Raw genomic sequence first — 23,993 nt, forward strand, 5'->3', positions numbered from 1 at the left:
GCCGATGACGCCCGCGGGACGGTCCGTGACCCCTCATGTCCGGCGAGGCTCGAAGATACCGGCTGTGACGGTGCCGACACACAGCGTTTGGCTACAAACCGGATATCTCACCCTTGATCTGCCATGAACTGCCATCCTTTGCGGCGGCGCGCCGCCGTTGCCGTTGACGCCGTCGAGCGTTGGACCATGTGGCGAAACCCCAGATGGCACGAGTGCCACGTACGCGAGAAGCGAGGAGGGGCCGACGTGTTGGACGCCTCACAATCCACGACGCCACAGCCCGCGCCACTGCCCGCGCCGCAGCCCGACGAGCACGGTGGGCGGCCGCCCGGCGCCTGCGACCTGGTGACCGTGGGCTCCCGGCAGGGCCTGGAGGCCGTCGACATCCTGCGCCGCGGCAGCGCGGACCCGGTCGGCCCGGTCCTCCACGACGGCGGCGGCGACACCCTCGGCTTCCTCGTCCCGCCCGGCACCGCCGACGGCTGGGACCTGCCCGGCAGCGCCTGTACGCAGACCGTCGGCCGGGGCATCTCCCTCGCGCCGCCGGTCGAGGGCACCGGCTGGCTGCTGCCGCCGGCCCCCGCGGGCACGGGCGAGGACGACCTCGTCACCGACCCGGCCGCGCTGCGCGCCGCCCTCGACGAGGCGGCCCGGCTCATCGAGGCCGCGGACAACTGCCGCTGAGCCCAGCCACCACCTGCGCGCTGTTCCGCCGCCCGCCCCGCGCTGTTCCGCCGCCCGCCCCGGATAATGGCGGAATGGCGAGGTCACGCGGCAATCAGGAACGCAAGGGCGGCCGGGGGCCCAGGGAGTCCCGCGAGCCCGTCGTGCGCGAGGTCGACGGCGGGCTCGCCGAGCTGACACCCGACCGCGACCGGCCCTCAGGATGGACGCTGCTCCTGGACGGCGCCCCGCAGTCGCACGTCGACCTCGACGACCCGGCGCACCTCGCCTTCGAGTACCAGCGCCGCATCGGCCACGTCCTCGACCTCGCCGCGGACCCCGGCCGCCCCGTGCGGGCCGTGCACCTCGGCGGCGGCGCCTTCACGCTCGCCCGCTACGTCGCCGCGACCCGGCCGCGCTCCACCCAGCAGATCGCGGAGCGGGACGGCCCCCTCGTCCAACTGGTCCGCGCACACCTTCCCCTGGACTCCGGCGCCCGGGTCCGGGTCCGTACGGCGGACGCGCGCGAAGCGCTCGCCAAGCTGCCCGACGACTGGGCCGACGTGCTGGTCGCGGACGTGTTCAGCGGGGCCCGCACCCCGGCCCACCTCACCACCACCGAGTTCCTCGGCGAGGTGCGGCGCGTGCTGCGGCCCGGGGGCACGTACGTCGCCAACGTCGCCGACGGGCCGCCGCTCGCGTATCTGCGCGCCCAGATCGCCACCGCCGCCGCCGTCTTCCCCGAGCTCGCGCTGATCGCCGATCCGGCCGTGCTGCGCGGCAAGCGCTTCGGCAACGCGATCCTGGTGGCGTCGGGGCTGCCCCTGCCGGTGGCGGACCTCACCCGGCGCGCGGCGGGCGATCCGCACGCCGGACGGGTCGAACACGGGCGCGCGCTCCTCGACTTCGCGGGCGGCGCCGCGCCGGTCACGGACGCCGCCGCGAAGGCGTCACCGGCGCCTCCGCCGTCCGTCTTCCGCTGAACGACGGGCATCCGCAGGGGCGTTCAGTGCGTCGCGGACGACGGGCGGGCTCGGAGACGTTCAGTACGTGGCGATCTCCACGGACGGGCGGTGGTCGTGCCACGTGCAGAACGCCGAGACGCGCTGGTTCCCGGAGGTGAACTCGACCCGGATCCACGTCGTCTGCTTCCACACCTGCACCGACCAGCCGCTGTTCGGCGTCGCCGAGACCAGCGTCGCCGCCGTGTCCCCGAGGTCGAACACGGCACGGCCGCCCGCGGTCTCGTAGCTCTTCACGGTCCCGGACGAGACGGTGCCGGGCGGCGTCGGGGAAGCGGACGGAGGCGGGGACGGCGGGGCGCTGCTTGACGCCGACGGCTTCGCGGAAGGACGCGCCGAGGGCTTCGCGGGCGGGCGGGACGCCGTCGCCGGGGGCGACGACACCTCCGGGCGGTGCGTCGACGAGGAGACCGGCAGCGCCGAGTCCGACGCGTCGGACGCGACCACCGGCAGCGCCCGCGGCGGGTCGTACGCCGTGCCCGCCATCACCGTGTGCACGCCCCACCACGACAGCGTCACCGCGGCCCCGGTGGCCATCAGCCACGCCACCGAGTGCACCAGACCGCGCCGCATCGGGCGCGGAGTCCGGGGGACGTCCAGCCGGTCGGGCGGTTCGGGCGGCGTGGGGCGCACAGGGTGCGTCGGTCGCGTCGGTTGCATCGCGGGCCATACTGCACCACGCCCCGCGCACCTGTCCCACGCGGCCCGCGGTCACCCGGCCGGGGACCGGAATCAGCCGTATGGCGTACGGTGCGGCCCATGGCAAGTGTGCTCGTGGTCGAGGACGACCAGTTCGTGCGCTCCGCCCTCATCCGGCACCTGACCGACGCCGCGCACACCGTGCGCAGCGTCGGCACGGCCCTGGAGGCGCTGCGCGAGGTCGCCCATCTCCGGTTCGACGTGGTGATCCTCGATCTCGGTCTGCCCGACCTGGACGGGGCGGAGGCGCTGAAGATGCTGCGCGGCATCACCGACGTGCCCGTGATCATCGCGACGGCGCGGGACGACGAGGCCGAGATCGTCCGGCTCCTCAACGACGGCGCCGACGACTACCTCACCAAGCCCTTCTCGCCCGAACACCTCTCCGCGCGGATGGCCGCCGTGCTGCGCCGCGCCCGGTCCAGCGCGAGCGCCGAGCCGCCGTCGCGGATCCTCCAGGTCGGCGGCCTGTCCATCGACCCGCTGCGCCGCCAGGCCGAACTGGACGGCGCGCGGCTCGACCTGACCCGCCGCGAGTTCGACCTCCTCGCGTTCCTCGCGGGGCGCCCCGGCGTCGTCGTCCCCCGCAAGGAGCTGCTCGCCGAGGTGTGGCAGCAGAGTTACGGGGACGACCAGACCATCGACGTCCATCTGTCGTGGCTGCGCCGGAAGCTGGGCGAGACGGCCGCGCGCCCGCGCTATCTGCACACCTTGCGGGGTGTCGGCGTCAAGCTCGAACCTCCGGGAGCCGCCCTGTGAGGTGGGTGCTGGTCAAGGTGTGCCTGGCGGTGACGACCATGGTGGTGGTGGCGTTCGCCGTGCCGCTCGGGCTCGTCATCAAGGAGATGGCGCGCGACCGGGCGTTCTCCAACGCCGAACGGACCGCCGCCGCCATCCAGCCCACCCTCTCGATCACCACGGACCGCGACGAACTCGCCCGCGCCCTCGCCACCGCGCAGACCGGCGGCGAGGACCGCATGTCGGTCTACGTGCCGGCGGCGGGCGGCAAGCCCGCGATCCGGCTCGGCGAGCAGCGCGTCCCCGCGGACGAGCTGCACATCAACCGCGCGAGGATCGACGACGTGCCCGGCGGGTCGGTCTGGCTCCAGCCGATCGCGGTGAGCACCGGGAAGATCGCGGTCGTCGAGGTGTACGTGCCCGAGGACGAGGTCACCAACGGTGTGACGACCGCGTGGGTCGTGCTCGCGGGCGTCGGCATCGCGCTCGTCATCGGCTCGGTCGCGGTGGCGGACCGGCTCGGCGTGCGGATGGTGCAGCCCGCGCAGCGGCTGGTGAGCGCCGCGCACGAGCTGGGGGAGGGGCGGCTCGGCGCGCGGGTGCCGGAGGACGGGCCGACGGAGCTGCGGCTCGCGGCGGTCGCGTTCAACTCGATGGCGGACCAGGTCGTACAACTGCTGGCGAACGAGCGGGAGTTGGCGGCCGACCTGTCGCACCGGCTGCGGACGCCCCTGACCGTGCTGCGGCTCAACGCCGCCTCGCTCGGGGAGGGCACCGCCGCCCAGCAGACGCGGGTCGCCGTCGCACAGCTGGAGCGCGAGGTCGACACCATCATCCGTACGGCGCGGGAGGCCAAGCCGCAGACCGTCGCGGCCGGACCCGGCGCGGGCTGCGACGCCGCCGAGGTGATCCGGGAGCGGATGGACTTCTGGTCGGCGCTGGCCGAGGACGAGGGCCGCAAGGTGCGGGTCGCGGGCGTCGACCGGCCCGTACGCATCCCGGTCGCGCGCGGCGAACTGGTGGCGGCGCTCGACGCGCTGCTCGGCAACGTCTTCCGGCACACGCCCGAGGGCACGGCGTTCGCGGTCGACGTGCACAGCGGGGAGGACGCGGTGATCGTGCTCGTGTCCGACGCGGGGCCCGGCATCCTCGACCCGGAGGCGGCGATGGCGCGCGGCAAGGGCTCGGGCAGCGACGGCTCGACCGGGCTCGGCCTGGACATCGTGCGCCGCCTCGCCGAGTCGACCGGCGGCGACGTCCGTATCGGCTCGTCCGTGCTGGGCGGCACCGAGGTGCGGATCTGGGTGCAGCTCCATGGGCACGGCCCGCGCGAGGGGCGGCGCGGCAGCCGTGGCCACCGGGGCGGCCGGGAGCGCGGGCTGGTCTCCTTTAACCGTTCCCGATCTCTTCCTTAAGCCAACCCTAAGATCCACAACCTCCGCCCCGCTTGCCCCAATTGACGGTTTCGGGGCCGCTAGCGTGCTGCCGCAGTACCCCACCCCCCTCGTACGTACTTTTCCGTACAGCAGCTAAGGCAGGCACGCGAATGAGCAGCACGCACCGGCGCAGGGTCAGCGGCAGGAACAAGGCGATAGGCGGCATCGTCGCGGCGGCTGTCGTGGGCGGCGGCGCGTTCGTCTTCGCGTCCAGCGCGTCGGCGGCCTCGGTCGGCGCCGTGTACACGAAGACCAGCAGCTGGCAGGGCGGTTACACCGGCCAGTACGTCATCACCAACGACACGGACAAGGCCCAGTCCGGCTGGACCCTGGAGTTCGACCTGCCGTCGGGCGCGAAGCTCAGCTCGCTGTGGAACGCCGAGTCGAAGGTGAGCGGCTCGCACGTCACCGTGACCGCCGCCTCCTGGGACAAGCAGGGCATCGCGGCCGGCAAGTCCGTGACCGTCGGCTTCGTCGTCGCCGGTGGCGCGGACCCGACCGGCTGTCTCATCAACGACGCGAAGTGCTCGGTCGACGAGGGCGGGGAGGCGACGCCGGAACCGAGCGGCCGCCCGACGGACGCGCCGACGCCGACGCCCACGTCGTCCACCACCCCGGAGCCGACGGGCTCACCGTCCACCGGTACGGGTACGGGCTCGGGCACGACCGCCGGGGCCGGTTTCGCCCCGTACGTCGACACCTCCCTGTACCCGAAGTTCGACCTGGTCGCCTCGTCCAAGGCCACCGGCGTCAAGGAGTACAACCTCGCCTTCATCACGTCCGGCGGGTCCTGCGCCCCGAAGTGGGGCGGCGTGACCGACCTCGGCGGCGACGAGGTGGCCGCGCAGATCGGCGCGCTGCGGGCGGCGGGCGGCGACGTCCGTGTCTCCTTCGGCGGCGCGTCCGGCACCGAGCTGGGCCTGGCCTGCTCGTCCGCCGGTGACCTCGCGGCGGCGTACCAGAAGGTCATCGACCAGTTCAAGCTCACCAAGGTCGACTTCGACATCGAGGGCGCCGCGCTGCCGGACACGGCCGCCAACACCAAGCGGGCCACGGCCATCGCCACGCTCCAGAAGAACAACCCGGACCTGAACGTCTCCTTCACGCTGCCCGTCATGCCGGAGGGCCTGACCTCGGACGGCGTGAACTTCCTGAAGAACGCCAAGTCCAACGGCGTCGCGACCGACCTCGTCAACATCATGGCGATGGACTACGGCGCCTCCTACAGCGGCGACATGGGCACCTACGCCGAACAGGCCGCGACCGCGACGCAGGCCCAGATCAAGAGCGCGCTGGGCCTCTCCGACGCGGCAGCCTGGAAGGCCGTCGCGGTGACTCCGATGATCGGCGTCAACGACGTCACGTCCGAGATCTTCAAGGTCGAGGACGCCACGCAGCTCGTCGCCTTCGCCAAGGCCAAGGGCCTCGGCGGCCTCTCGATGTGGTCGGCGACCCGCGACAAGGCGTGCCCGGGCGGCGCCACGAACTCGGCCCAGCCGACGTGCAGCTCGATCGAGCAGAGCGCGGACGCGTTCCAGAAGGCGTTCGCGGCCTTCAAGTAGGCCAGTGAGCCAGTAAGCCATCTCGACAACGGGGGCCCAGCCCCGGCCGGAGACCTTCAGGCAGGTCCCCCCACCCGGCCGGGGCTGCGGTCATGCCTACGAACCCGTAGCCGCCCGCCACTCCTCCGCGTAGGCGTCGAAGATCGCTCGCAGGTGATGGCCGATCTTCAGGTAGTCCAGGTCGTCCAGGTTGGCCAGGGAGACGCGGACGGACCACTCCGGGCCCTCGAAGCCGCCGCCGTTGAGGAGGACCACGCCGGTCTGGCGGGCGAGGCGGAACAGGGGGTCGACCGGCTCGTAGTTCTCGGCGAGGAACGACGCGAACTCCGGGCCGTGCTCCAGCTCCGCCTGGGCCATGAGGTCGAGTTCGATGTAGTAGGCGGCGCGCTGCGGATCGTCGGCGATCTTCATATGGGCGCCTTCGAGGAGGAGTTCGAGGCGGCCGCGCACGATCGTGCGGATGCGGTCCTTGTACGCCTGGCCCTCGTCGAGGAGGTCGAAGAGGGAGAACAGGGAGAGCATGACCTGCTGCGGGAGGGAGAGGCCCGCCGTGTGGTTCAGGGCCACCTGGCGGGAGTCGGCGACCAGGCGGTCGATGAACTTGATCTTCTCCGGTTCCAGGGTGAGCGTGCCGTAGCGCTTGTTCAGGCGCTCCTTCTCCGCTGCCGGGAGGTCCGCCAGCATCGCGTCGATGACGTTGTCGTCGTGCAGGCCGATCACCCCGAGCCGCCAGCCCGTGCAGCCGTAGTGCTTGGAGTAGGAGTAGACGAGCAGCGTGTTGCGCGGCAGGTCCGCCGCGATGGAGCGGAAGCCCTCGACGAAGGTGCCGTAGACGTCGTCCGTGACGATGAGGAGGTTCGGGTTCCGCGTCGCCACGATCTCCTTGATCTGGTCGCGGACCCGTGCGCTCAGTGCGAGCGACGGCGGGTTCGACGGGTTCACCAGGCAGACCAGCTTGATCTCCGGGTCCGCCAGCTTCGCGACCTCCTCCGCCGGGTAGCGCCACTCCCGTACGCCCGCCTCCGCGAACAGGTTCGCCTGGACGTACGTGACGTCGAACTCGTACGTGTCCAGCTCGGGGATCTCGATGTACGGCGTGAAGACCGGCACCATCAGGGCGATCTTGTCGCCCTTGTGCAGGATGCCGTTCTTCATCAGCGAGTCGAAGATGTAGCACATGGCGGCCGTTCCGCCCTCGGTCGCGAAGTACGAGAAGCCGCCGGACGGCGGTTCGCCCGCGAACATCTCCTCCGCGATGTAGCCGCGCACGATCTCCTGGACGTGGGGGAGGATGCGGTCCGGCACCGGGTAGTTGTCGCCGACGGAGCTGTCCGTCAGCTCGTGCACGAACGCGTCCTTGTCGAAGCCGAAGCGCTGGATGCCGAGCTGCACGCACTGCGCGAGCAGGTCGATGCCGGGCAGGTCCGGGTGGCGGCGCACGAAGGTGTCGAAGCGTTCGTACGAGCCCCGCTCCTCGGGCATCCCGCCGAGGTTGTCGGCCGTCCACACGCGCCGGGACTCCTCCAGGGCGAAGTAGCCGAGCGCGTGGAACGCCTCGCGCGGGCCGGTCGCGATCCAGTTGGGGTTGCCGCGCCCCGCGTTCAGCATCTGGACGCTCGTCTTGCCCTTCTGCCCCGGCTGGTCGGCCTGCGACTCCTTGGCCAGGTCGATGAAGACGTTCTTCAGCTCGAACGGGGAGAGCTGGGCGTACTGCCGGATCTGCTCGCGGGTCAGGTTCGTCTCAGGCATCGGGTCAACCCCTGTTCTCAGTGGTGGAGGAGGACGATCACGGCGCCCCAGATGGTCAGCAGTACGTTGCCGACGGCGTACGGGATGGTGTAGCCGAGGGTGGGGACCTGGGACCGGGACGACTCGTTGATGGCGCCGATCGCCGCGGTCGTGGTCTGGCCGCCCGCGAGGACGCCCATCAGGATCGGGAAGCGGATCTTCTGGATGTGGTGGCCGACGAGGAAGCCGACGATCAGCGGCACGACCGTGGCGACGGCGCCGAGGATCAGCAGCCCCCAGCCGGCCGTCGACAGGCCGGAGGTGAAGCTCGGGCCCGCGTTGATGCCGACGACGGCGACGAACAGGCACAGGCCCAGCGTGTCCATGAACCACTGCGCGCCGGGCGGCACATTGCCGAACGTCGGGTACTTGCCCCGGATCCAGCCGAAGACCAGGCCCATGATGAGCGCCCCGCCGGACGTGGAGAGGGAGATCGGTACGCCGCCCGCGGTGAGCGCGGGGATGCCGATGCAGCCGCCGAGGAAGATGCCGAGCCCGACCCAGATCATGTCGGTCGCGAAGGAGGTGGGGACCGGCTTGCCGAGCGCCTTGCCCGCCGGGTCTACCAGGCGCTTCGGCCCCGACAGGACGAGCGTGTCGCCGCGCTCGACCTTCGTGGAGAGCCGGTAGGGGAACTCCGCGCCCGACCGGTACACCTTGTCGATGAAGACGCCGACCATGAACGGCTCCTTGCGCAGCTCGGCGATGGTGCGGCCGAGCTGCGCCTTCTCCGCCGCCACGACGTGCAGCGTCTCCGTCTGGTAGCCGAGCAGTTCGACGTCGTCGGTCTCCGCGCCGATGTGCGTACGGGGGTCGTAGTCGACCAGGGATCCGCGCAGCGCGCTGACCGCGACGACGTCGCCCTCGCGCAGGACGGTGTGCTGGTCGTGGTCGAGGATGTGCCCGTCGCGGCGGACCCGGGTGAGGTAGACGCGGTGGCCGAGCTCCCGCTGCTGCCGCTCGAAGTCGTCGATGGTGCGGCCGGCGAGGTCCGGGCGCTGGAGGGTGTAGGCGCGCAGGACGACCTCGTAGTAGCCCTCGTGGAGGTCGGGGTCGTCCTCGGGGGCGTCCAGCTCCTTGGCGAGGGCGGCGGACTCGGCGGCGAGGTCCTTGCGGTAGAGCTTCGGCAGGACGTTGGCGAGGAGCATCGCGCACAGGATGGTGCCGAGGGGGTACGTCACCGCGTAGCCGATCGCGACGAGGTTCTGCTCGTCCTTGACGGCGCCGTGCGACAGGCCCGGCAGGTTGCCGATGGCGTCCTGCCCGACACCGATCACCGCGGACTGGGTCAGGGCCCCGCCGAGCAGACCGGCGCTCAGCCCGGGCCCGTAGCCGAGGAGCGCGGCGAAGCCCCAGCAGACCAGGAGGCCGGTGACGCAGACGACGAGGGCGTTGACGACCTGCGGCAGGCCGTCCTTCTTCAGGCCGCGGAAGAACTGCGGGCCGACCTTGTAACCGAGGGCGAAGAGGAACATGGTGAAGAAGAGGTTCTTGACCGTCCCGTCGACGGTGACCTTGAACTGCGCGCCGAGGAGCAGGCCCGCGACCAGGCAGCCGGTGACGGCGCCGAGCGCGATCGCCTTGTAGCGGATCTTCCCGAAGAGGAAGCCGACCGCAACGGTGAGGAAGACGAGCAGCTCGGGGTGGGGCTGGAAGATGTTCCGGTTGAGGAAGTCGATCATGTGCGGGCCCCCTCAGGATCCGAGGATGCCGACGAGCACCGGGCCCGTCAGCGGCAGCAGGAAGTTGGAGAGGGCGTACGTGATCGTGTAGCCCAGCATCGGGACCGACGACTGCGCCACCTGGGTGACGGCGGTGATCGCCGGGGTCGAGCACTGCTGGCCCGCGATCGCGCCGATGAGCAGCGGCGGCTCGATCTTCAGCAGCTTGCGGCCGACGAGCAGGCTGATCGTGGCGGGGATCAGCACCATCGCGATCCCGGCGAACGGAAGGAGCGCCCCGTACTGCTTGATCAGCGGCCAGGCCTGCGGGCCCGAGACCAGGCCCGTGCAGGCGATGAAGACCGCGAGGCCCATGTCCTTGATGGTGGAAGCGGCCTGCGGCGGGAACGCGCCGAAGGTCTGCTTGCGCGAGCGGAACCAGCCGAAGAGCAGCCCCGAGATGAGGCAGCCGCCGCCGGTGCCGAGCGACATCGGCACGCTGCCGAACTTGACCACGACCTGCCCGAGCAGCGAACCCGCCGCGATGCCGAGCCCCAGGTAGATGAAGTCGGTGGAGTCGTTCCTGACGACCGAGCCGAGCTTCGCCACCAGCTTGTTCAGGCCCGAGCGGGCGCCGACCAGGGTGAGGACGTCGCCGCGGTGCACGACCGTGTCACCGGTGGCGGGCAGGTCCGTGTCGGCGCGGGTGACGTCGGTGACGTAGACGCCGTCCTTGAGGAATTCGTCGTTCTCGCGTTGGAGGCGGTCGATCGTCTTGCCGTCGTCCTCCTTGCGGGTGACCGACACCTGCGCGGTGGCGAGCGGCGAGTCCAGGCCCGGCACGCCCGGCGTCTCGGGGCCGATGAGGCGGCCCGCCTCGATGGTCTGCGCCCGCCGGCCGACGACGAGGACCAGGTCGGAGAGGGTCAGCTCGAGGCCGGGGTCGGCGGCCAGGACCTTGCTGCCGCGCTTCACCGACTCGATGGTGACCCGCTCGTCCAGGCGGTCCTCCAGGGCGCCGACGGTCTGTCCGTCGGCCGTCGTCACCAGGTACGTACGGCCGACCATGCCGGGCAGCGCGGGCCGCTCGTCCGACTCCAGGCTGCCGCTGCTGCGCGTGCGCTCCCACAGCTGCCGGGCCGCGTCGCGCAGGTTGATCCGCATCAGCATCGGCATGATCTGGCTCGTGTACAGCACGATGGTGATCAGGCCGAAGAGGTAGCAGACGGTGTACGCCGTCGCGACGTTGCCCTGGTACTCGGTGATCTGCTGCGACGTCAGGTCCGACAGCTTGCCGATCGACTCCGTGGCCGTGCCGACCACCGCCGACTCCGTGGCCGCGCCCGCGAGGATGCCGGAGGCGGTGCCCACATCGAGGTCGAACCACTTGGCGAGCGTGAAGGCGATGCCGAGGACGCAGACCAGCTCGATGGCGCACAGGACGAAGAAGCGCAGGCTCTTCTTGTTGAGGTTGCGGAAGAACTGCGGCCCGGCCATGTAGCCGAGGGCGAAGATGAACAGCGCAAAGAACACTGTCTTCACGTCGTCCGACACCTGCGCCTTGGTCCAGGCGCCGAGCAGCAGCGAGACGATCAGGGTGCCGCAGATACCGCCGAGCGTGAGCGGCCCCACGCGCGCCTTCCCCACGAGATAGCCGAGCGCGAGGCTGACGAACAGGACGAGTTCGGGGTGTTCCTTGAGGACGCCCACGGGCGGCTCAGAACCGTACGGCGAAAGAGGCGAATCCGGTCATATCGGGAAAATAATGGTGAGTACGCCGCTCCGCCACACGGCGTACTCTCCCCGACCCCGACCCCGACCCCGACCCCGGCCCCGATCCCGATCCCGACCCGGCTCCAGGTCCGCGAGGGCTACGGCAGCGGCGGCAGCTCCCCGCTCCGCGCCGCCTGCGCGTACCAGCGCGCGCTCGACTTCGGGGTGCGCCGCTGCGTCTCGTAGTCGATGTAGACGATGCCGAACCGCTTGCTGTACCCGTACGCCCACTCGAAGTTGTCCATCAGGGACCACTGGAAGTAGCCGCGTACGTCGGCGCCGTCCGTGATCGCCCGGCGGATCGCGCGCAGGTGGCCGTCGAGGTAGCGGATGCGGTCCGGGTCGTGGACCTCGCCGTCCGGGCCGGGCTTGTCGTCGTAGGCGACGCCGTTCTCCGTGACGTACAGCGCGACGCCCGGGGCCTCGGCGCTGTAGTGCATCAGCAGGTCGTGCAGGCCGGTCGGGTCGACGGACCAGCCCATCGCGGTGCGCTCGCCGGGCGCCGGGTGGAAAACGATGTCTTCCGAGCCGGGCCAGGGGGAGTGGTCCGAGGCGCCGTGGCCGTCCGAGCGCGGGCCCGTCGGGGCGTCCGGGCCCGGGGCCGAGACCACGGTGGGCTGGTAGTAGTTGATGCCGAGGAAGTCCAGCGGCTGGTAAATGGCGGTGAGGTCGGCCTCGGAGACGAAGGACCAGTCGGTCAGCCGTACGGTGTCCGCGAGCAGGTCGGCGGGGTAGTGGCCGTGCAGGATCGGGTCGGAGAAGACCCGGTTGGCGAGGGCGTCGATGCGGCGCCGCGCCTCCTGGTCCGCCGGGTCCTCGGTCTTGGCGCGGACGGCCGACGGGTTGAGGCTGATGCCGAGGCGGGCCCGCGCGGGCAGCACCGAGCGCAGCGCCTGGGCGGCGAGCCCGTGGCCGAGGTTGAGGTGGTGGGCGGCGCGCAGGGCGGCGACCGGGTCGGTGCGGCCGGGGGCGTGCACGCCGGAGCCGTAGCCGAGGAAGGCGCTGCACCACGGCTCGTTCAGGGTCGTCCACATCTCGACGCGGTCGCCGAGCGCCTCGCCGACCAGGGCCGCGTACTCGGCGAACCGCTCGGCCGTCTCGCGCACCGGCCAGCCGCCCGCGTCCTCCAGCTCCTGGGGCAGGTCCCAGTGGTAGAGGGTGAGGGCGGGGGTGATGCCGCGGGCGAGCAGGTCGTCGACGAGGCCGCGGTAGAAGTCGAGGCCGCGCTGGACGGCGGGGCCGCGGCCGGTGGGCTGCACGCGTGTCCAGGAGACCGAGAACCGGTAGGAGGTCAGGCCCAGTTCGGCCATGAGCGCGACGTCGTCGGCGCGGCGGCGGTAGTGGTCCACGGCCACGTCACCGGTGTCGCCGCCGAGGGTCTTGCCCGGGGTGTGGCTGAAGGTGTCCCAGATGGAGGGGGTGCGGCCGTCGGCGGTCGCCGAGCCCTCGATCTGGTACGCGGCGGTGGCCGCGCCCCACGCGAAGCCGGCCGGGAAGGAGATGGGCGCGGCGGCGGAGGGGTCGGTACTGGTGGTGGGCGCGGCGGAGGTGCCGGAGGTCATGGAAGCGCTCCCATGGGGTTGGGGGACAGGAGAGAAGGGGGCCGGGCCGCGCGCCGCGAGGGGCGCGCGGGGTCGGGGCTCGGCCGTGCCCGTGGCGTCGAAGGGCCGGGCCCGCCGAGCCGTCGGACCGGGTCAGTTCTTGACCGCGCCCGCCGTGATGCCGCCCACGATGTGCTTGCCGAGCAGGGCGAACACGGCGAGCAGCGGCACCGTGGAGATCAGCGCGCCGGTCAGCACGACGGCCGTGTCCACTGTGTGGTTGCCCGCTCCGAGGCCCGCGAGGGAGACCTGCAAGGTGGGCGTGCCGGTGTCGGTGAGCACGATGAACGGCCAGAAGAAGTCGTTCCACGCCTGGACGAAGGTGAGCATGCCGAGCACGGCCATCGCGGGCCGCGCCACCGGGAACACCACGTGCCAGATGATCCGCAGGCTGTTCGCGCCGTCCACCCGGGCCGCCTCGACCAGCTCCACCGGAAGCGCCTCGACGAGGAACTGCCGCATGAAGAACACGCCGAACGCCGCGACGAGCGACGGCATGATCACGGCCTGGAGGGTGTCCGTCCACTTCAGGTCCGTGATGATCTGGTACAGCGGGATCACGGTGAGCTGCGGCGGCACGGTCATCGTCGCCACGACCAGCGCGAGCAGCAGGTTGCGGCCCTTGAACTGGAGCTTGGCGAAGGCGAAGCCGGCGAGCGTCGCGAACAGCACGGTGCTGAGGCTGATGACGCTGGCCACGACGGTGGTGTTGATCAGGGCCACACCCATGTGGACCTGGTTCCACGCCGTGGACAGGTTGTCCAGCAGGTGGGGGCCCGGCAGCAGCGGCGCGGGCGCCTGCTGCACACGCGTGGCGTCGTGCGAGGCCGCGACGACGTTCCAGTACAGCGGGAACAGCGAGACGAACGCCGCCACGGCGAGCAGGACGTACGTCAGCCAGCCCGCCTTGCGCTGATCACCCGCGGCGGGGCCGAAGCGGCGGCGGCGCGCGGGCGGCGGCGTGACCGGGGCGGTCGTCGCGGGGGCGGGCGCCGGGAGTTGGACGGTCATGGATCAGCCTCCCAGCTTCTTGGCGTTGTAACGGGCGGCGAGCCCCTGGATCGCACCGATCAGGAGCAGGATCAGCAGCATCACCCAGGCGATGGCGGAGGCCCGGCCGAGCGAGTTGTTGGTCCAGCCCGTCTGGTACATGAGCAGCGACAGGGTCTGGTACTGGCCGCCACTGCCGCCGCCGATGCCGACCGAACCGCCGTACAGCATCGGCTCACCGAACAGCTGGGTCGCGCCGATGGTCGAGACGATGATCGTGAACAGGATCGTCGGGCGGATCGAGGGGATCGTCACGCTGGTGAACTGGCGCCAGCGCGAGGCACCGTCGAGCGAGGCCGCCTCGTAGAGGTCGTTCGGCACGGCCTGCATCGCGGCGAGGTAGATCAGCGCGTTGTAGCCGGTCCAGCGCCACGTCACGATCGTCGAAATGGCGATCTGCGCCCACCACTTGTCGGAGTCCCAGCGGATCGGGCCGAGGCCGAACACGTCGAGCAGCGAGTTGATCATGCCGTAGTCGGTGTTGAACAACTGGGCGAAGACCAGCGTCGCGGCGGCGATCGAGGTGGCGTACGGGGCGAGCACCGCGATCCGGAAGAACGCGCGGCCGCGCAGGTGCGAGTTGAGCAGATGCGCGAGGCCCAGGGCCATGAGCAGCTGCGGGACGGTCGAGATGACGCCGATGGTGAAGGTGTTCGTCAGTGCGCGCCAGAAGAACTCACTGTCGATCAGCCAGCTGTAGTTGCCGAAGCCGACCCACTTGGCGTCGCTCTCGGCACCGAGCTGCACCTGGTGCAGGGAGAGCCAGCCGGTGTAGATCAGCGGGAAGAGGCCGAAGGCGGCGAAACAGAGGAAGAACGGCGTGATGAACGCGTACGGCGAGCCCTTCATGTCCCAGCGGAACAGCCTGCTGCGCCAGGAGGAGGGTTCGGGCCGCCGGGACGACCCGGCGGAGGGCGGTGCGGACGACGAACTGCCGCCGGCATCCGCCTTGACGGAGGTGGCCACGGGGGCGTTCCTTCCGGTTCGGATGTGGTGCGATTGCGCGGAGCGCGGTGCGGGACGGTGGTGCGGGGTGCTGTGTTCAGCGGGCCGGGCGTTTGCGGGGGGCCGGGGCTGGGCCTTGGTGCGGGGTGCCCGTTGCTCGGGCGGTGCGGTGGTGCGGGCTGTGCGGTGCTGCGGGCGGCCCCGTTGCGCGGGTGCCGCCTGTTGCGTGCGCGGCCTGACGCCTACGCGCGGCCTCGCCCGCCAGGGCTCACGCGGCCCCGGCACGGGGCAGAGCCCCGGCGCCAGGTGGGCCGGAGCTGCCTGGCGCCGCCCACAGTGGCTCCGGGTGGAGCCGCCCGGGTGGGTGTGCCCCCGGAGCCGCCCCACACGGCCCCCGGGGTGAGCCCACCCGGGTCGGCGTGCCCCGGGGGGCGCCCCACACGATCCCCGGGTGGGACGGGCCGGGCCGCTACGACCCGAACCCGCCCAGCACGGCGCCCGGCAGAGCCACCCGGGGCCAATCCGCCCCCGGGCCCGCCCTACCAGCCCCCGGCGGGGCCACCCGGGGCCGATATGACCCCGGGTAAGCCACCACCCGGTCCGCCGGGACGGCTACTGCTCGATCTTGTCGTCGACCAGCTTCTGCACGTTGTCCCACGCCTTCTTCGGGTCCGTGCCGCGCTGCTCGATGTCGAGGATGCCGTTGTCGGTCACGAACGTCTTGACCTGGCCGTCGTTGGCACCGATCGGGGCCGGCTTGATGCCCTGGGCGATCGTCGAGTAGATCTTCCCGGCCGGGGTGTCACCGAAGTACTCGATCTTCGCGGACTCGGTGGCGGTGAGCGCCGCCTTGTTCGACGGGGTGTTGCCGTTGACGCCGAAGACCTTCTCCTGCTGCGCGGCGGCGGTCAGGTAGGCGGCCAGCTCGGTGGCCTCCTCGACGTGCTTGCCGGACTTCGGGACGCCGAGGAAGGACCCGCCCCAGTTGCCGTTCTGCGGGGGCAGGGCGATGCCCCACTTGCCCTTGTCGCCCGGGGCGTTGTCCTTGATGATGCCGGTCATCCACGCCGGGCAGGCGACCGTGGCGAACTTGCCGTTCTTGATCGCCGCGTTCCAGGTGCCCTTCTCGTCGAACTGCCGCAGCTTGGCGGTGTAGCCGCCCTCCGCCGCCTTGACCGAGAGGTCCCACGCCGTCTTCACGCCGGGGCTGGTGTCGTAGACGAGCTTGCCCTTGTCGTCGGAGTACTGCAGCGGCTGGCTGGAGAGGACCGCGTTGAAGAGGCCGCTCGCGGAGTCGGTGAAGGAGGTGCCCTTGGGCGCCTTCTTCTTGTAGTCGGCGCCGACGTCGAGGAACTTCGACCAGTCGCCCTGCCACAGCTTGGCGACCGCGTCGGCGTCGTCCGGCAGCCCGGCCTGCTTGAAGTAGTCCTTGCGGTAGCAGATGGCCATCGGGCCGATGTCGGTGCCGAGACCGATGACCTGGTCGGTGCCGGGCACCGTGGCCTGCTTCGACTTGTAGTCGACGAACGCCGCGGCGTCCGCGCCCTTCGCCTTCGACATGTCGACCCACTTGTTGGCCATGGTGGGGCCGGTCGCCTCGGCTATGTAGCCGACCTCGATCGCCTGGATGTCGGCGAGGCCGCTGTTGCGGGACATGCGCAGCTTGAGGGTGTCCCAGTACTTCTGACCGTCCTGGACGTTGTCCTCGACGATCTTGATGTTCGGGTGCGACTTCTCGTACGCGGCGTACAGGTTGGCGCCCTTGTCGTCGAAGCCGAAGGTGCCGAACGTGCCGACGTGCAGGGTGATCTTGCCGCCGCTGTCTCCGGCCGAGTCGCTGTCGTCGTCGCTCGCGCTGCAGGCGGTGCTCAGCAGTGCCACCGCGGCGAGCCCTGCGGCGTACGCCATGGTCGTGCGGCGGGCACGGCCGCCGGAGTTGCCCGAAGTGCGCATTGCGTCCTCCAATGTGCTTTCACTGATCTGATGCGCTGACCCCGGCCAACTGCACAGCTGGGCCCGTTCGTTACTACATGCGGCTCGGGCGGGGAGAGTGCGGGTTATGTAGGCATCCGATACGGTGGGAGCGCTCCCACACGTGATGTGTTGAAGAGACTCGCCGCTCGGCCGATTGGTGTCAAGACACTGGGCGGATCCAACTCGGTCTGGTTATCCGGCTGTTAGATTCCGCCTGAGACTTCTGGAGGTAGCAGTGAAGGCGCATCACGGCACGCACAGCAGGCGGCCCACCCTTGAGGAGGTCGCGGCCCGGGCGGGCGTGGGCCGTGGCACGGTCTCGCGGGTGATCAACGGATCGCCGCGGGTCAGCGACCGGACCCGGGCCGCGGTCGAGGAGGCCGTCGCCGAACTCGGCTACGTCCCGAACACGGCGGCCCGCGCCCTCGCGGCCAACCGCACGGACTCCATCGCGGTCGTCGTCCCCGAGGCCGAGTCCCGGTTCTTCTCCGAGCCGTACTTCTCCGGCATGGTCGGCGGCGTCGGCGTCGCCCTCGCCGAGACCAACCTCCAGCTCCTGCTGACCTTCGCCCGCGGCGAGCGCGAGCAGGACCGCCTCGCCGCCTACCTCGCCGCCCACCGCGTCGACGGCGTCCTGCTCGTCTCCGCCCACGCCGACGACCCCCTCGCCGACCGGCTGCTCCAGATGGACATCCCGACCGTGATCAGCGGCCCGCGCTCCGCCGACGAGCCGCTGCCCTCGGTCGACACCGACAACGTCGCGGGCGCCCGCTCCGCCGTCGCCCACCTGACCTCCCGGGGCCGCCGCTCGGTCGCGATCATCACCGGACCCCTCGACGTGTACGGCGCCGAGCGCCGCCTCGCCGGGTACGAGAGCCAGCTGGCCGCGGACGAGATCCCGTACGACGAGAAGCTCGTCGCGTACGGAGACTTCACCGAGGAGGGCGGGCGCCGCTGCATGGCCGAGCTGCTCGAACGCCGCCCCGACCTCGACGCCGTCTTCGCCTGCTCCGACCTGATGGCCTCCGGCGCCCGCCAGGAGCTGCGCCGGGCCGGCCGCCGCATCCCGGACGACGTGGCCCTCGTCGGCTTCGACGACTCGGTGATCGCCCGCCACATGGAGCCCGGCCTGACCAGCGTGCGCCAGCCCACCCGCGACATGGGCCGGGCCGCCACCGAGCTGCTGCTCGACGAGATCGCCCTGGCCGCCGAGGGCAAGCGCTCCTCGGTGCGGCGCGGCGCCGAGCGCCACGTGGTGCTCCCGACGGAGCTGGTGATCCGCGCCTCGTCCTAGAGGGCAGCGGGAAACATCGAGGGCCCCGGTTCTCTCGAACCGGGGCCCTCGGTCAATCAGGGTGAGTGACGGGACTTGAACCAGTTTTGTTACCCACTTTTGACCTGCGGTGATGCCGAAAACCGTGACAAATAGGCGCAGTTCGATGACGCTCGATGTCGCTCGATGCGGCTGACTGCCCGACGGAAGGGGCTCTCTGTTCCCACGGGAACAGCGCGGTGGCGCCCACGATGCGGCGGGCGCGCGGGTGAGTGCAAAGCGGCCCTACCGAGGACAGGAGGGCTCCTGTCGACGAGCGTCGCTCAGTCGACCATGGCTGGCGGCGATGTTCAGACGGCACAAAACAGCGCCCCCGGGATCACCGGGGGCGCTGCCGGCCGCCGAGCACTCCCACGCCTGGGGGGCGGTGGGTGGACGGGGCGGCCAGTCATTGGGGGATGAATGCAGTCGTCATCCTTTGCCGCTTGATTACCCCGCGCAAGGGACGAGCGACGGTTTCACTCGAACGTGTGCTCTATTCGTACGGGCCGTTCACAAACCGCGGGACGTCTGATCCTAAAAAGTACGGTCGACGATACAGACAGGCGATCATGGTCCGGCAAGCGTTAACCGGGTGCCGCCCGCTCGACCCTCCCCCCGCATCCTCGCCGCCCGGCGAGCTGTCGGGGACCGCATCCGAGCTGCACGCCTGCACGCAAACCTCACCCAAGAGGGCCTGGCGGAAAGGGCCGGCCTGGACCGGCAGTCCGTCAATCGCATCGAGCAGGGCCATGCCTCTCCAGTCCTAGACAATCTGTTACGTATCGCGGATGCTCTCGGCGTCCCTCTGCGAGACCTCGTGTGAGTCGGGCGGCGGCAGCGCCCCCTTCGCACACACCGCCGCCCTTCTCCACCCACAGCCGGGGGGACCGTGAGCGGCTCGGTGTGGGCGGCGGCGCCCCTTTTCGCGTCGCGCCGCCGCCCGCCCGCACCCAAGGTCTAGGGGCACGGGAGTGGCGGCCGTGCTCCGAGCACCAACGGAGCCGTACCACCCCGACTCGGCGGGACCTGCCACCGCCTTGCCGTCGGCGGTCGCCCGGTGTGCAGGCACCGAACGACCGCCCTACCCGCCGCGGAGGATCCGTGATGAGCCTGCGGCGGGAGTCGTTGCATCATCTGCCCCAGTAGGTACCGCGGCGCCATCCGTCGACCCGGGGCCCCGAGTACGCGTGCTTGTGTGCACCGCTGTGCCCCTTGAGCAGGGTGCAGAGGTAGATGCCGTTCGCGTGCGGTGCGCGGCAGGCTGGTGTTGCCGTGTATGCCGAGCGGCTCTTCGCCTTACTCATCGTCGCCCTCGTCTGTGCAGTGGCAGAGATTGCTGTGAACACCTGCGATGCTCGGCGGCCCTGACGCTGATGAGGCAAAGACCCGCCGTTCGGTCGGCTGCCCGGGAAGGATCGGCCGAGTGCAGCTCCGGCACATCACTCCTGACGGGCCGGACTGAGCCCAGGCTTCGAGCTTGCCCAGGCTGCGGCCTAACGCCGTAACGAGCTGCTCGGCGGCGAGGGGACTCGGGCTGAGACCCGACATGAGCAGGTCGGCAGCCTCGTCCACGGCTTTGTCCCGGGCGTGCCACTCAGGCGAGTTCCGGCGCACCCTCTGCATGTGGTCGCGCACGATGGCCTGCGCTACCCGGATGCGCGGCCGCAGCTCGTCGTTCAACTCCCGCAGTCGAGGGAGGCCGGGGCGAACTTGCATTACGCCGCGCGCTTCACTGACGAGGTGCTCGATGTCGAGCTGGTCAGCGGGGGTTTCTACTGTGCTCATCCGAAAGCCTCCGCAGGGAGTCGGCCAGCGGCGGGGCCGAACGCCGCGGCGAGATACGTGGGGTTGGTGATGCCGCCTTGGCCGTCGGGCGGGTCGAGCCAGAAGCGGCCGGCCGCAGGCTGCTCGGTCGCCGGGCAGTGCAGTGGCCAGCCGTAGGGGCGGACAATGAGCTGGCGGACGTCGGCGAGTTCCTCGGCAGCGCCGAGGGGGACGAGCCACCATGCGGCGTCGCGGCCGGGGTCAAGGAGGAGAGGGCCGCGCTCCCGTGCTGGGATGCGCTTGTGAGCTTGGAGTGCCTCGATCAGCTGTGCTTCGGCGGCGAGCCAGTAAGTGCAGGGGATCGGGGCGATCCCGCCGATGCTCCACACGTCGTAGACCAGGCGCTCGTGTCCGGTGCAGGTGGCGAGCCAGGTGTCGCCCTCTGTTCGGTGGGTTGCGCGGGTCTCGTCGGCCATGACCAGGACGTTAGGGGCCTGGCAGCGGCGGTTGTTGATCGATTGCGCCGGATTGCACCTAACGCCCCGTCAGTTGCATTGGTTGCTAACCAAGATCGAGAGATGCCCGTGCGCGGCCGATGAGACGGCGTGCTGTAGGGCCGCGCTCCGCGGACGAGTCGAGCCAGTCCCACGCCCGTTCGTACAGGCGGATGTCCTCCTCGGCGGTCAGCCACAGCTCCTCCGTGATCGTCTCGACGATCACCTGCCGCCGGTCGTAGATCCAGAAGGAGTGTGCTGGCGTACGCCGCAGCTGCGAGCCGAACGGGATGACGCCGAGGTCCACCTGTGGCATGCCGACCACCCCGTACAGGCGGTCGAGTTGTGCGGCCATCACGTCCTTCGGGCACGAGCGGTGATACAGCGCCGCCTCGCACAGGAGGAACCGGAACTCGCGGCCCGGCTCGTACAGGGCCTCTTGCCTGCGCATCCGGTTCGCGACCGCCTGATCGGTGGTGGCGGGGATCTCGCGAAACGCCGCGTTGCTGGCGAAGATCACGCGGGCGTACTCGTGCGTCTGCAACAGGCCCGGAATGCGGGCCACCTCGAACGCCCGCGTCAGGCGCGTCGCCTGCGTCTCACGGATCGCGAGCTTCTGCCGCTCAGCGTGCCCGCCCGCCAACTGCCGGCGCCACGTGCGGTGCTTCAGCTCGGCGCCCGCCCGCAGGCCCTGCAACTCCGGCTCGACGTCCGGCCGGCCGACCGCCGCCGCCCACTCCCTGATGTCGCTGGCTTTCGCCGTCTGCTTCCCGCTCTGGAGACGGCTCACCTTCGACGGCTGCCACCCCAGTTTCCCGGCGAGGTCTTTCCCCTCCAGGCCCGCCTCGGCGCGCAGCTCGGACAGGCGCGCGCCGAGGACGTGTCGGGCCTCTTGGAAGTCGCTACTCACATACTGGAACGTACCCCGCGCTGAAACTCGCTGGTAGGCACGGCGTGATGCCACGCCGCGTCGCGGGCCTGGCAGGCTGCGAGAACGTCCGCGGGGTCCTCGCTGACGTACACGCCGAGGGTGATGTCCTCGTCGTCGAACGCGAAGCGGGCCACGATCTTGGAGTCGAACAGCCAGAAGTCGTAGTCGGGCAAGCGCAGCTCCTGAGCCTTCGCGCGGGTCAGGTTGCGGATGTCCTCGCCCGCCGCGACGTTGCCGAGTCCGCTGGCGAGGAGGAACTCCTGGCCCTGCGTCGCGGGCTCGTCGACCAGACGGACCCGCTCGAACCGCTTGCCGAGCGCGGTCTGCGCGCGGACGTTCGCCCGCCATGCGTTGTCGGGATCGGCGGCGATATCTTCCCCGGCGAGCCAGCGCTGCCACTTCGGGCCGCCGCGGTCCGAGCCGTAGCCCGTGCGGGTCTCCAGACGCCACGCGGTGTGGCGGAACTCAGTGAACAGGTGATTGATCTCCTGGAACGGGACCAACTCCGGGGCAGGAGTGCGTGGCGCGTACCGGGTGAGGAGGGAGCGGGGGACGCGGACGAACGACTCGGATGGCTTCACGTCGCGCAGCTCGACGAGGTGGGACGGGTCGGTCTCGATGTCGCCCTGGACGAGGATCTCGTCCGTCTCCGGGATCTCGTACAGGGTGGGGCAGTCTCCGTCATCGCTGGTGGTACCGATGAACCTGAGCGTCATGTGGGCCTCCGACAGCGGGGGTTGGGCGACCAGCATGCTCCGCGATTGCGGAGGCGCGCGGACGCATTGCGCAGGATTGCAGATCGTCTATCGACCTGCTTGATTGCGCGCAACCGGGCATGACGAAACGGCCCCCACCGCCCGCGAAAGGGCGATGGGGGCCGGTGTCCTGGAATGCTCTGGCCATGATCAAGCGGCAGGCGCTACGGTCCTGCCGTGTCCGTCACCGCAGACGAGCTGAACGAGGAGATCCGGCGCCTGATGATCAGGTCCGGCGGTTTCCTGTACCCCGAGCAGCGCGCAGAGTACGAGCGGCTGATCACCGCGTGGGCGCACGCCGTCCACGCCGAAGCACATACTGCCGTCGCTGCGGATCAAGCGCCGCCGCGAGCGGAGGAGCACTGTCCGACGGGTCCGGCTGTTGCGGCGACGGTGCCCCATCTCTACGGCACACCAGAGCATCTGGATCGTCGGCCGGTGCCTGCCAGGAATACCCGGACGGGCACTCGGTCGTCCCGTCCCGACCATCCTTCCCATCAGTCCCGTCAGCCCCGTTCGTCCCGTCCCGTCCGGCAGGACCAGGCGGCCCGGACGGGCCAGGCACCGTAGAGTCCGCGCCCGGCGGACCCGGCACAGTCGAGTCCGCGCCCGCGCGCCCTGGCGCCCCCGAAGCGCCAGGGGACGGCGTTATGGTCGGCGCCGCTTTGCCCGGCCGCCCCGGCTCCCCGGAAGGACCAGGCGGACCCGATGGTCCTACCTTCGGCACCGGCACCGCCGCTCGAGCCGGTAGGTCCTCTACTGCCTTGGCCGGGTCCGGCGCCGCTGGCGTCTTTCCCTCCGCCTGCAGCTGCGAGCGCAGTTCCCGCACGTCCCCGGCGAGAGTCGACACAGCCACGCCACGCAAGTCCGCCTCATGCGCGACTTCCTGCCGCGCCGCCGACTCGCGGTGGATGAGGAGCAGCGACAGCGTCACGCCGCCGCCGAGGATGAGACACGCGGCCGTCATCCACAGCAAGTGCCGTGAGCGGTACAGGACTTGCTCGGTGCGGGTCACGGTGTCCCTCCGAGTTGCTGTACGAGCAGCCGGAGCCGCGCGTTCTCCATCTTCTCTGCGGCCAGCTCGGCGCGGACGGTCGCGAGGTCGGTGCGGAGTTCCTGGCGTTCCTCTTGCAGCTGGTCCGTCAGGCTGTTGAAGCCGTTCACCGCGTTGCCCTCCCGGGCTGACCGGTTGGCGCCGCGGGTGCCGTACATGGCCGCCACCGCGGCCACGGGCCCGCCGATCAGCGCGGCGACGGCCGTGACCATGGCGGCGTCCATACGACCTCCAGGGCGTGTGCATGGGACAGGTCAGACGCCCTTGGCGAGGGACGCGCTGTTGCTGCTGCCGAAGGCTCTGGCGACGAACCCCTTCAGCAGGCTGAACGCCGCGGCGACTCCGGCCGCGCCCATGGTCTGCCAGAAGCTGGCGTGGAACATGTCGGCCGGCCCCGCGGCGGTGGCGATGCCGCCCGCGGTGACGACGAACGTGGCGAGGGTGCGTTCAGCGAGGTCACGGCCGTAGCTGGCCGCCGTCTTCACGACGGTCTCGGCATCGGGAATGTGCATCTCGGACATTGGTCAGTTCTCCTTGGGTGTGTCGGCCCACACGAAGCGCGTTGCGCCCTGGTGGCCGTGGACGTGCTCGGCGTGCTCGAGGGACTCCCAGAACACGGTGGAGGGGCGCTCCCCGCGCCAGCGGATCGAGACGGTGCCGTCGGGCCAGACGACGCCGTCGGCGACGGTCCCGGTCCCGGAGACGCCGGATACGTCACGGTCGCGTTCGAGGGTGAAGAGACGAGGTGAGGCCATGGCGGCCTGCCCT

General features: G+C 70.8%; 22 protein-coding genes. 7 read left to right on the forward strand and 15 right to left on the reverse strand.

Annotation, left to right across the window (positions count from 1 at the left end):
- Positions 1-246: 246 nt before the first annotated feature.
- Positions 247-684, forward strand: coding sequence for a hypothetical protein (locus N5I75_RS21405; RefSeq protein WP_476679486.1), 438 nt, complete (start codon positions 247-249; stop codon positions 682-684).
- A 74-nt stretch (positions 685-758) separates the two neighbouring features.
- The gene (locus tag N5I75_RS21410; RefSeq protein ID WP_476679487.1) at positions 759-1,646 is read left to right on the forward strand and encodes a spermidine synthase; all 888 of its coding nucleotides are present in this window, start codon (positions 759-761) and stop codon (positions 1,644-1,646) included.
- Positions 1,647-1,706: 60 nt separating this feature from the next.
- Here the strand turns inward: N5I75_RS21410 and N5I75_RS21415 are convergent, their stop codons facing one another.
- On the reverse strand, positions 1,707-2,258 hold the full coding sequence (locus tag N5I75_RS21415) for a hypothetical protein (RefSeq protein ID WP_476679576.1): 552 nt from the start codon (positions 2,256-2,258) through the stop codon (positions 1,707-1,709).
- 186 nt (positions 2,259-2,444) lie between these two features.
- Between N5I75_RS21415 and N5I75_RS21420 the strand changes: the two genes are divergently transcribed.
- The 3 genes from N5I75_RS21420 to N5I75_RS21430 all read left to right on the forward strand — a co-directional run bounded on the left by N5I75_RS21420 (position 2,445) and on the right by N5I75_RS21430 (position 6,120).
- Positions 2,445-3,143 (forward strand): response regulator transcription factor, encoded by a 699-nt coding sequence (locus tag N5I75_RS21420; protein WP_476679488.1) that lies wholly within the window; start codon positions 2,445-2,447, stop codon positions 3,141-3,143.
- Positions 3,140-4,537 (forward strand): sensor histidine kinase, encoded by a 1,398-nt coding sequence (locus N5I75_RS21425; protein WP_476679489.1) that lies wholly within the window; start codon positions 3,140-3,142, stop codon positions 4,535-4,537. Before N5I75_RS21420 ends, N5I75_RS21425 begins: the two co-directional genes overlap by 4 nt.
- Positions 4,538-4,668: 131 nt before the next feature.
- Complete coding sequence (locus tag N5I75_RS21430; protein WP_476679490.1) at positions 4,669-6,120, forward strand: glycoside hydrolase family 18 protein; 1,452 nt, start codon at positions 4,669-4,671, stop codon at positions 6,118-6,120.
- A gap of 96 nt (positions 6,121-6,216) precedes the next feature.
- Here the strand turns inward: N5I75_RS21430 and N5I75_RS21435 are convergent, their stop codons facing one another.
- From N5I75_RS21435 to N5I75_RS21465, 7 genes are all read right to left on the reverse strand, one after another.
- Positions 6,217-7,869 (reverse strand): bifunctional aspartate transaminase/aspartate 4-decarboxylase, encoded by a 1,653-nt coding sequence (locus N5I75_RS21435; RefSeq protein WP_476679491.1) that lies wholly within the window; start codon positions 7,867-7,869, stop codon positions 6,217-6,219.
- A 17-nt stretch (positions 7,870-7,886) separates the two neighbouring features.
- Positions 7,887-9,590 carry an aspartate-alanine antiporter gene (aspT, locus tag N5I75_RS21440; RefSeq protein ID WP_476679492.1) on the reverse strand — a complete coding sequence of 568 codons (1,704 nt, stop codon included), beginning with the start codon at positions 9,588-9,590 and terminating at the stop codon, positions 7,887-7,889.
- Between the two features lie 12 nt (positions 9,591-9,602).
- Positions 9,603-11,279: an aspartate-alanine antiporter gene (aspT, locus tag N5I75_RS21445; RefSeq protein ID WP_476679493.1), complete on the reverse strand. Its 1,677-nt coding sequence runs from the start codon at positions 11,277-11,279 to the stop codon at positions 9,603-9,605.
- A gap of 161 nt (positions 11,280-11,440) precedes the next feature.
- Positions 11,441-12,904 (reverse strand): GH1 family beta-glucosidase, encoded by a 1,464-nt coding sequence (locus N5I75_RS21450; protein WP_476679494.1) that lies wholly within the window; start codon positions 12,902-12,904, stop codon positions 11,441-11,443.
- A gap of 132 nt (positions 12,905-13,036) precedes the next feature.
- On the reverse strand, positions 13,037-13,954 hold the full coding sequence (locus N5I75_RS21455; protein ID WP_476679495.1) for a carbohydrate ABC transporter permease: 918 nt from the start codon (positions 13,952-13,954) through the stop codon (positions 13,037-13,039).
- Between the two features lie 3 nt (positions 13,955-13,957).
- On the reverse strand, positions 13,958-14,959 hold the full coding sequence (locus N5I75_RS21460) for a carbohydrate ABC transporter permease (protein WP_476679496.1): 1,002 nt from the start codon (positions 14,957-14,959) through the stop codon (positions 13,958-13,960).
- A 591-nt stretch (positions 14,960-15,550) separates the two neighbouring features.
- Positions 15,551-16,891: an ABC transporter substrate-binding protein gene (locus tag N5I75_RS21465; protein WP_476679497.1), complete on the reverse strand. Its 1,341-nt coding sequence runs from the start codon at positions 16,889-16,891 to the stop codon at positions 15,551-15,553.
- A gap of 256 nt (positions 16,892-17,147) precedes the next feature.
- On the opposite strand from N5I75_RS21465, the gene N5I75_RS21470 reads away from it, so the two are divergent.
- Both N5I75_RS21470 and N5I75_RS21475 read left to right on the forward strand, forming a co-directional pair.
- Entirely contained in the window at positions 17,148-18,206 is a 1,059-nt protein-coding gene (locus N5I75_RS21470; RefSeq protein ID WP_476679498.1) for a LacI family DNA-binding transcriptional regulator, read from the forward strand.
- Positions 18,207-18,819: 613 nt separating this feature from the next.
- The gene (locus tag N5I75_RS21475; protein WP_476679499.1) at positions 18,820-19,050 is read left to right on the forward strand and encodes a helix-turn-helix transcriptional regulator; all 231 of its coding nucleotides are present in this window, start codon (positions 18,820-18,822) and stop codon (positions 19,048-19,050) included.
- 473 nt (positions 19,051-19,523) lie between these two features.
- On the opposite strand, the gene N5I75_RS21480 is transcribed toward N5I75_RS21475, so the two are convergent.
- The 7 genes from N5I75_RS21480 to N5I75_RS21510 form a co-directional block, all read right to left on the reverse strand.
- The gene (locus N5I75_RS21480; protein WP_476679500.1) at positions 19,524-20,012 is read right to left on the reverse strand and encodes a hypothetical protein; all 489 of its coding nucleotides are present in this window, start codon (positions 20,010-20,012) and stop codon (positions 19,524-19,526) included.
- Positions 20,009-20,467, reverse strand: a complete 459-nt coding sequence (locus N5I75_RS21485; protein ID WP_476679501.1) for a hypothetical protein — start codon at positions 20,465-20,467, stop codon at positions 20,009-20,011. The genes N5I75_RS21480 and N5I75_RS21485 overlap by 4 nt, the downstream gene beginning before the upstream one ends.
- Before the next feature lie 85 nt (positions 20,468-20,552).
- Entirely contained in the window at positions 20,553-21,395 is an 843-nt protein-coding gene (locus N5I75_RS21490; protein WP_476679502.1) for a helix-turn-helix domain-containing protein, read from the reverse strand.
- A complete protein-coding gene (locus N5I75_RS21495) occupies positions 21,392-22,132 on the reverse strand; it encodes a DUF6879 family protein (RefSeq protein WP_476679503.1) in 741 nt (246 codons plus the stop codon). The genes N5I75_RS21490 and N5I75_RS21495 overlap by 4 nt, the downstream gene beginning before the upstream one ends.
- Before the next feature lie 1,050 nt (positions 22,133-23,182).
- Positions 23,183-23,449 (reverse strand): hypothetical protein, encoded by a 267-nt coding sequence (locus N5I75_RS21500; RefSeq protein WP_476679504.1) that lies wholly within the window; start codon positions 23,447-23,449, stop codon positions 23,183-23,185.
- Positions 23,450-23,479: 30 nt separating this feature from the next.
- Positions 23,480-23,746, reverse strand: coding sequence for a hypothetical protein (locus N5I75_RS21505; RefSeq protein ID WP_476679505.1), 267 nt, complete (start codon positions 23,744-23,746; stop codon positions 23,480-23,482).
- 3 nt (positions 23,747-23,749) lie between these two features.
- Positions 23,750-23,980: a hypothetical protein gene (locus N5I75_RS21510; protein WP_476679506.1), complete on the reverse strand. Its 231-nt coding sequence runs from the start codon at positions 23,978-23,980 to the stop codon at positions 23,750-23,752.
- Positions 23,981-23,993 lie beyond the last annotated feature (13 nt).

The sequence above is a fragment of the Streptomyces sp. R818 genome, from assembly GCF_056172735.1.

Coding starts and splice junctions, on each gene's coding strand:
- N5I75_RS21485 (WP_476679501.1), bottom strand. CDS start 20,467: ATGGCCGACGAGACCCGCGCAACCCACCGAACAGAGGGCGACACCTGG.
- N5I75_RS21480 (WP_476679500.1), bottom strand. CDS start 20,012: ATGAGCACAGTAGAAACCCCCGCTGACCAGCTCGACATCGAGCACCTC.
- N5I75_RS21510 (WP_476679506.1), bottom strand. CDS start 23,980: ATGGCCTCACCTCGTCTCTTCACCCTCGAACGCGACCGTGACGTATCC.
- N5I75_RS21500 (WP_476679504.1), bottom strand. CDS start 23,449: ATGGACGCCGCCATGGTCACGGCCGTCGCCGCGCTGATCGGCGGGCCC.
- N5I75_RS21430 (WP_476679490.1), top strand. CDS start 4,669: ATGAGCAGCACGCACCGGCGCAGGGTCAGCGGCAGGAACAAGGCGATA.
- N5I75_RS21450 (WP_476679494.1), bottom strand. CDS start 12,904: ATGACCTCCGGCACCTCCGCCGCGCCCACCACCAGTACCGACCCCTCC.
- aspT (WP_476679492.1), bottom strand. CDS start 9,590: ATGATCGACTTCCTCAACCGGAACATCTTCCAGCCCCACCCCGAGCTG.
- N5I75_RS21465 (WP_476679497.1), bottom strand. CDS start 16,891: ATGCGCACTTCGGGCAACTCCGGCGGCCGTGCCCGCCGCACGACCATG.
- N5I75_RS21415 (WP_476679576.1), bottom strand. CDS start 2,258: ATGCGGCGCGGTCTGGTGCACTCGGTGGCGTGGCTGATGGCCACCGGG.
- N5I75_RS21410 (WP_476679487.1), top strand. CDS start 759: ATGGCGAGGTCACGCGGCAATCAGGAACGCAAGGGCGGCCGGGGGCCC.
- N5I75_RS21435 (WP_476679491.1), bottom strand. CDS start 7,869: ATGCCTGAGACGAACCTGACCCGCGAGCAGATCCGGCAGTACGCCCAG.
- N5I75_RS21495 (WP_476679503.1), bottom strand. CDS start 22,132: ATGACGCTCAGGTTCATCGGTACCACCAGCGATGACGGAGACTGCCCC.
- N5I75_RS21505 (WP_476679505.1), bottom strand. CDS start 23,746: ATGTCCGAGATGCACATTCCCGATGCCGAGACCGTCGTGAAGACGGCG.
- N5I75_RS21420 (WP_476679488.1), top strand. CDS start 2,445: ATGGCAAGTGTGCTCGTGGTCGAGGACGACCAGTTCGTGCGCTCCGCC.
- N5I75_RS21455 (WP_476679495.1), bottom strand. CDS start 13,954: ATGACCGTCCAACTCCCGGCGCCCGCCCCCGCGACGACCGCCCCGGTC.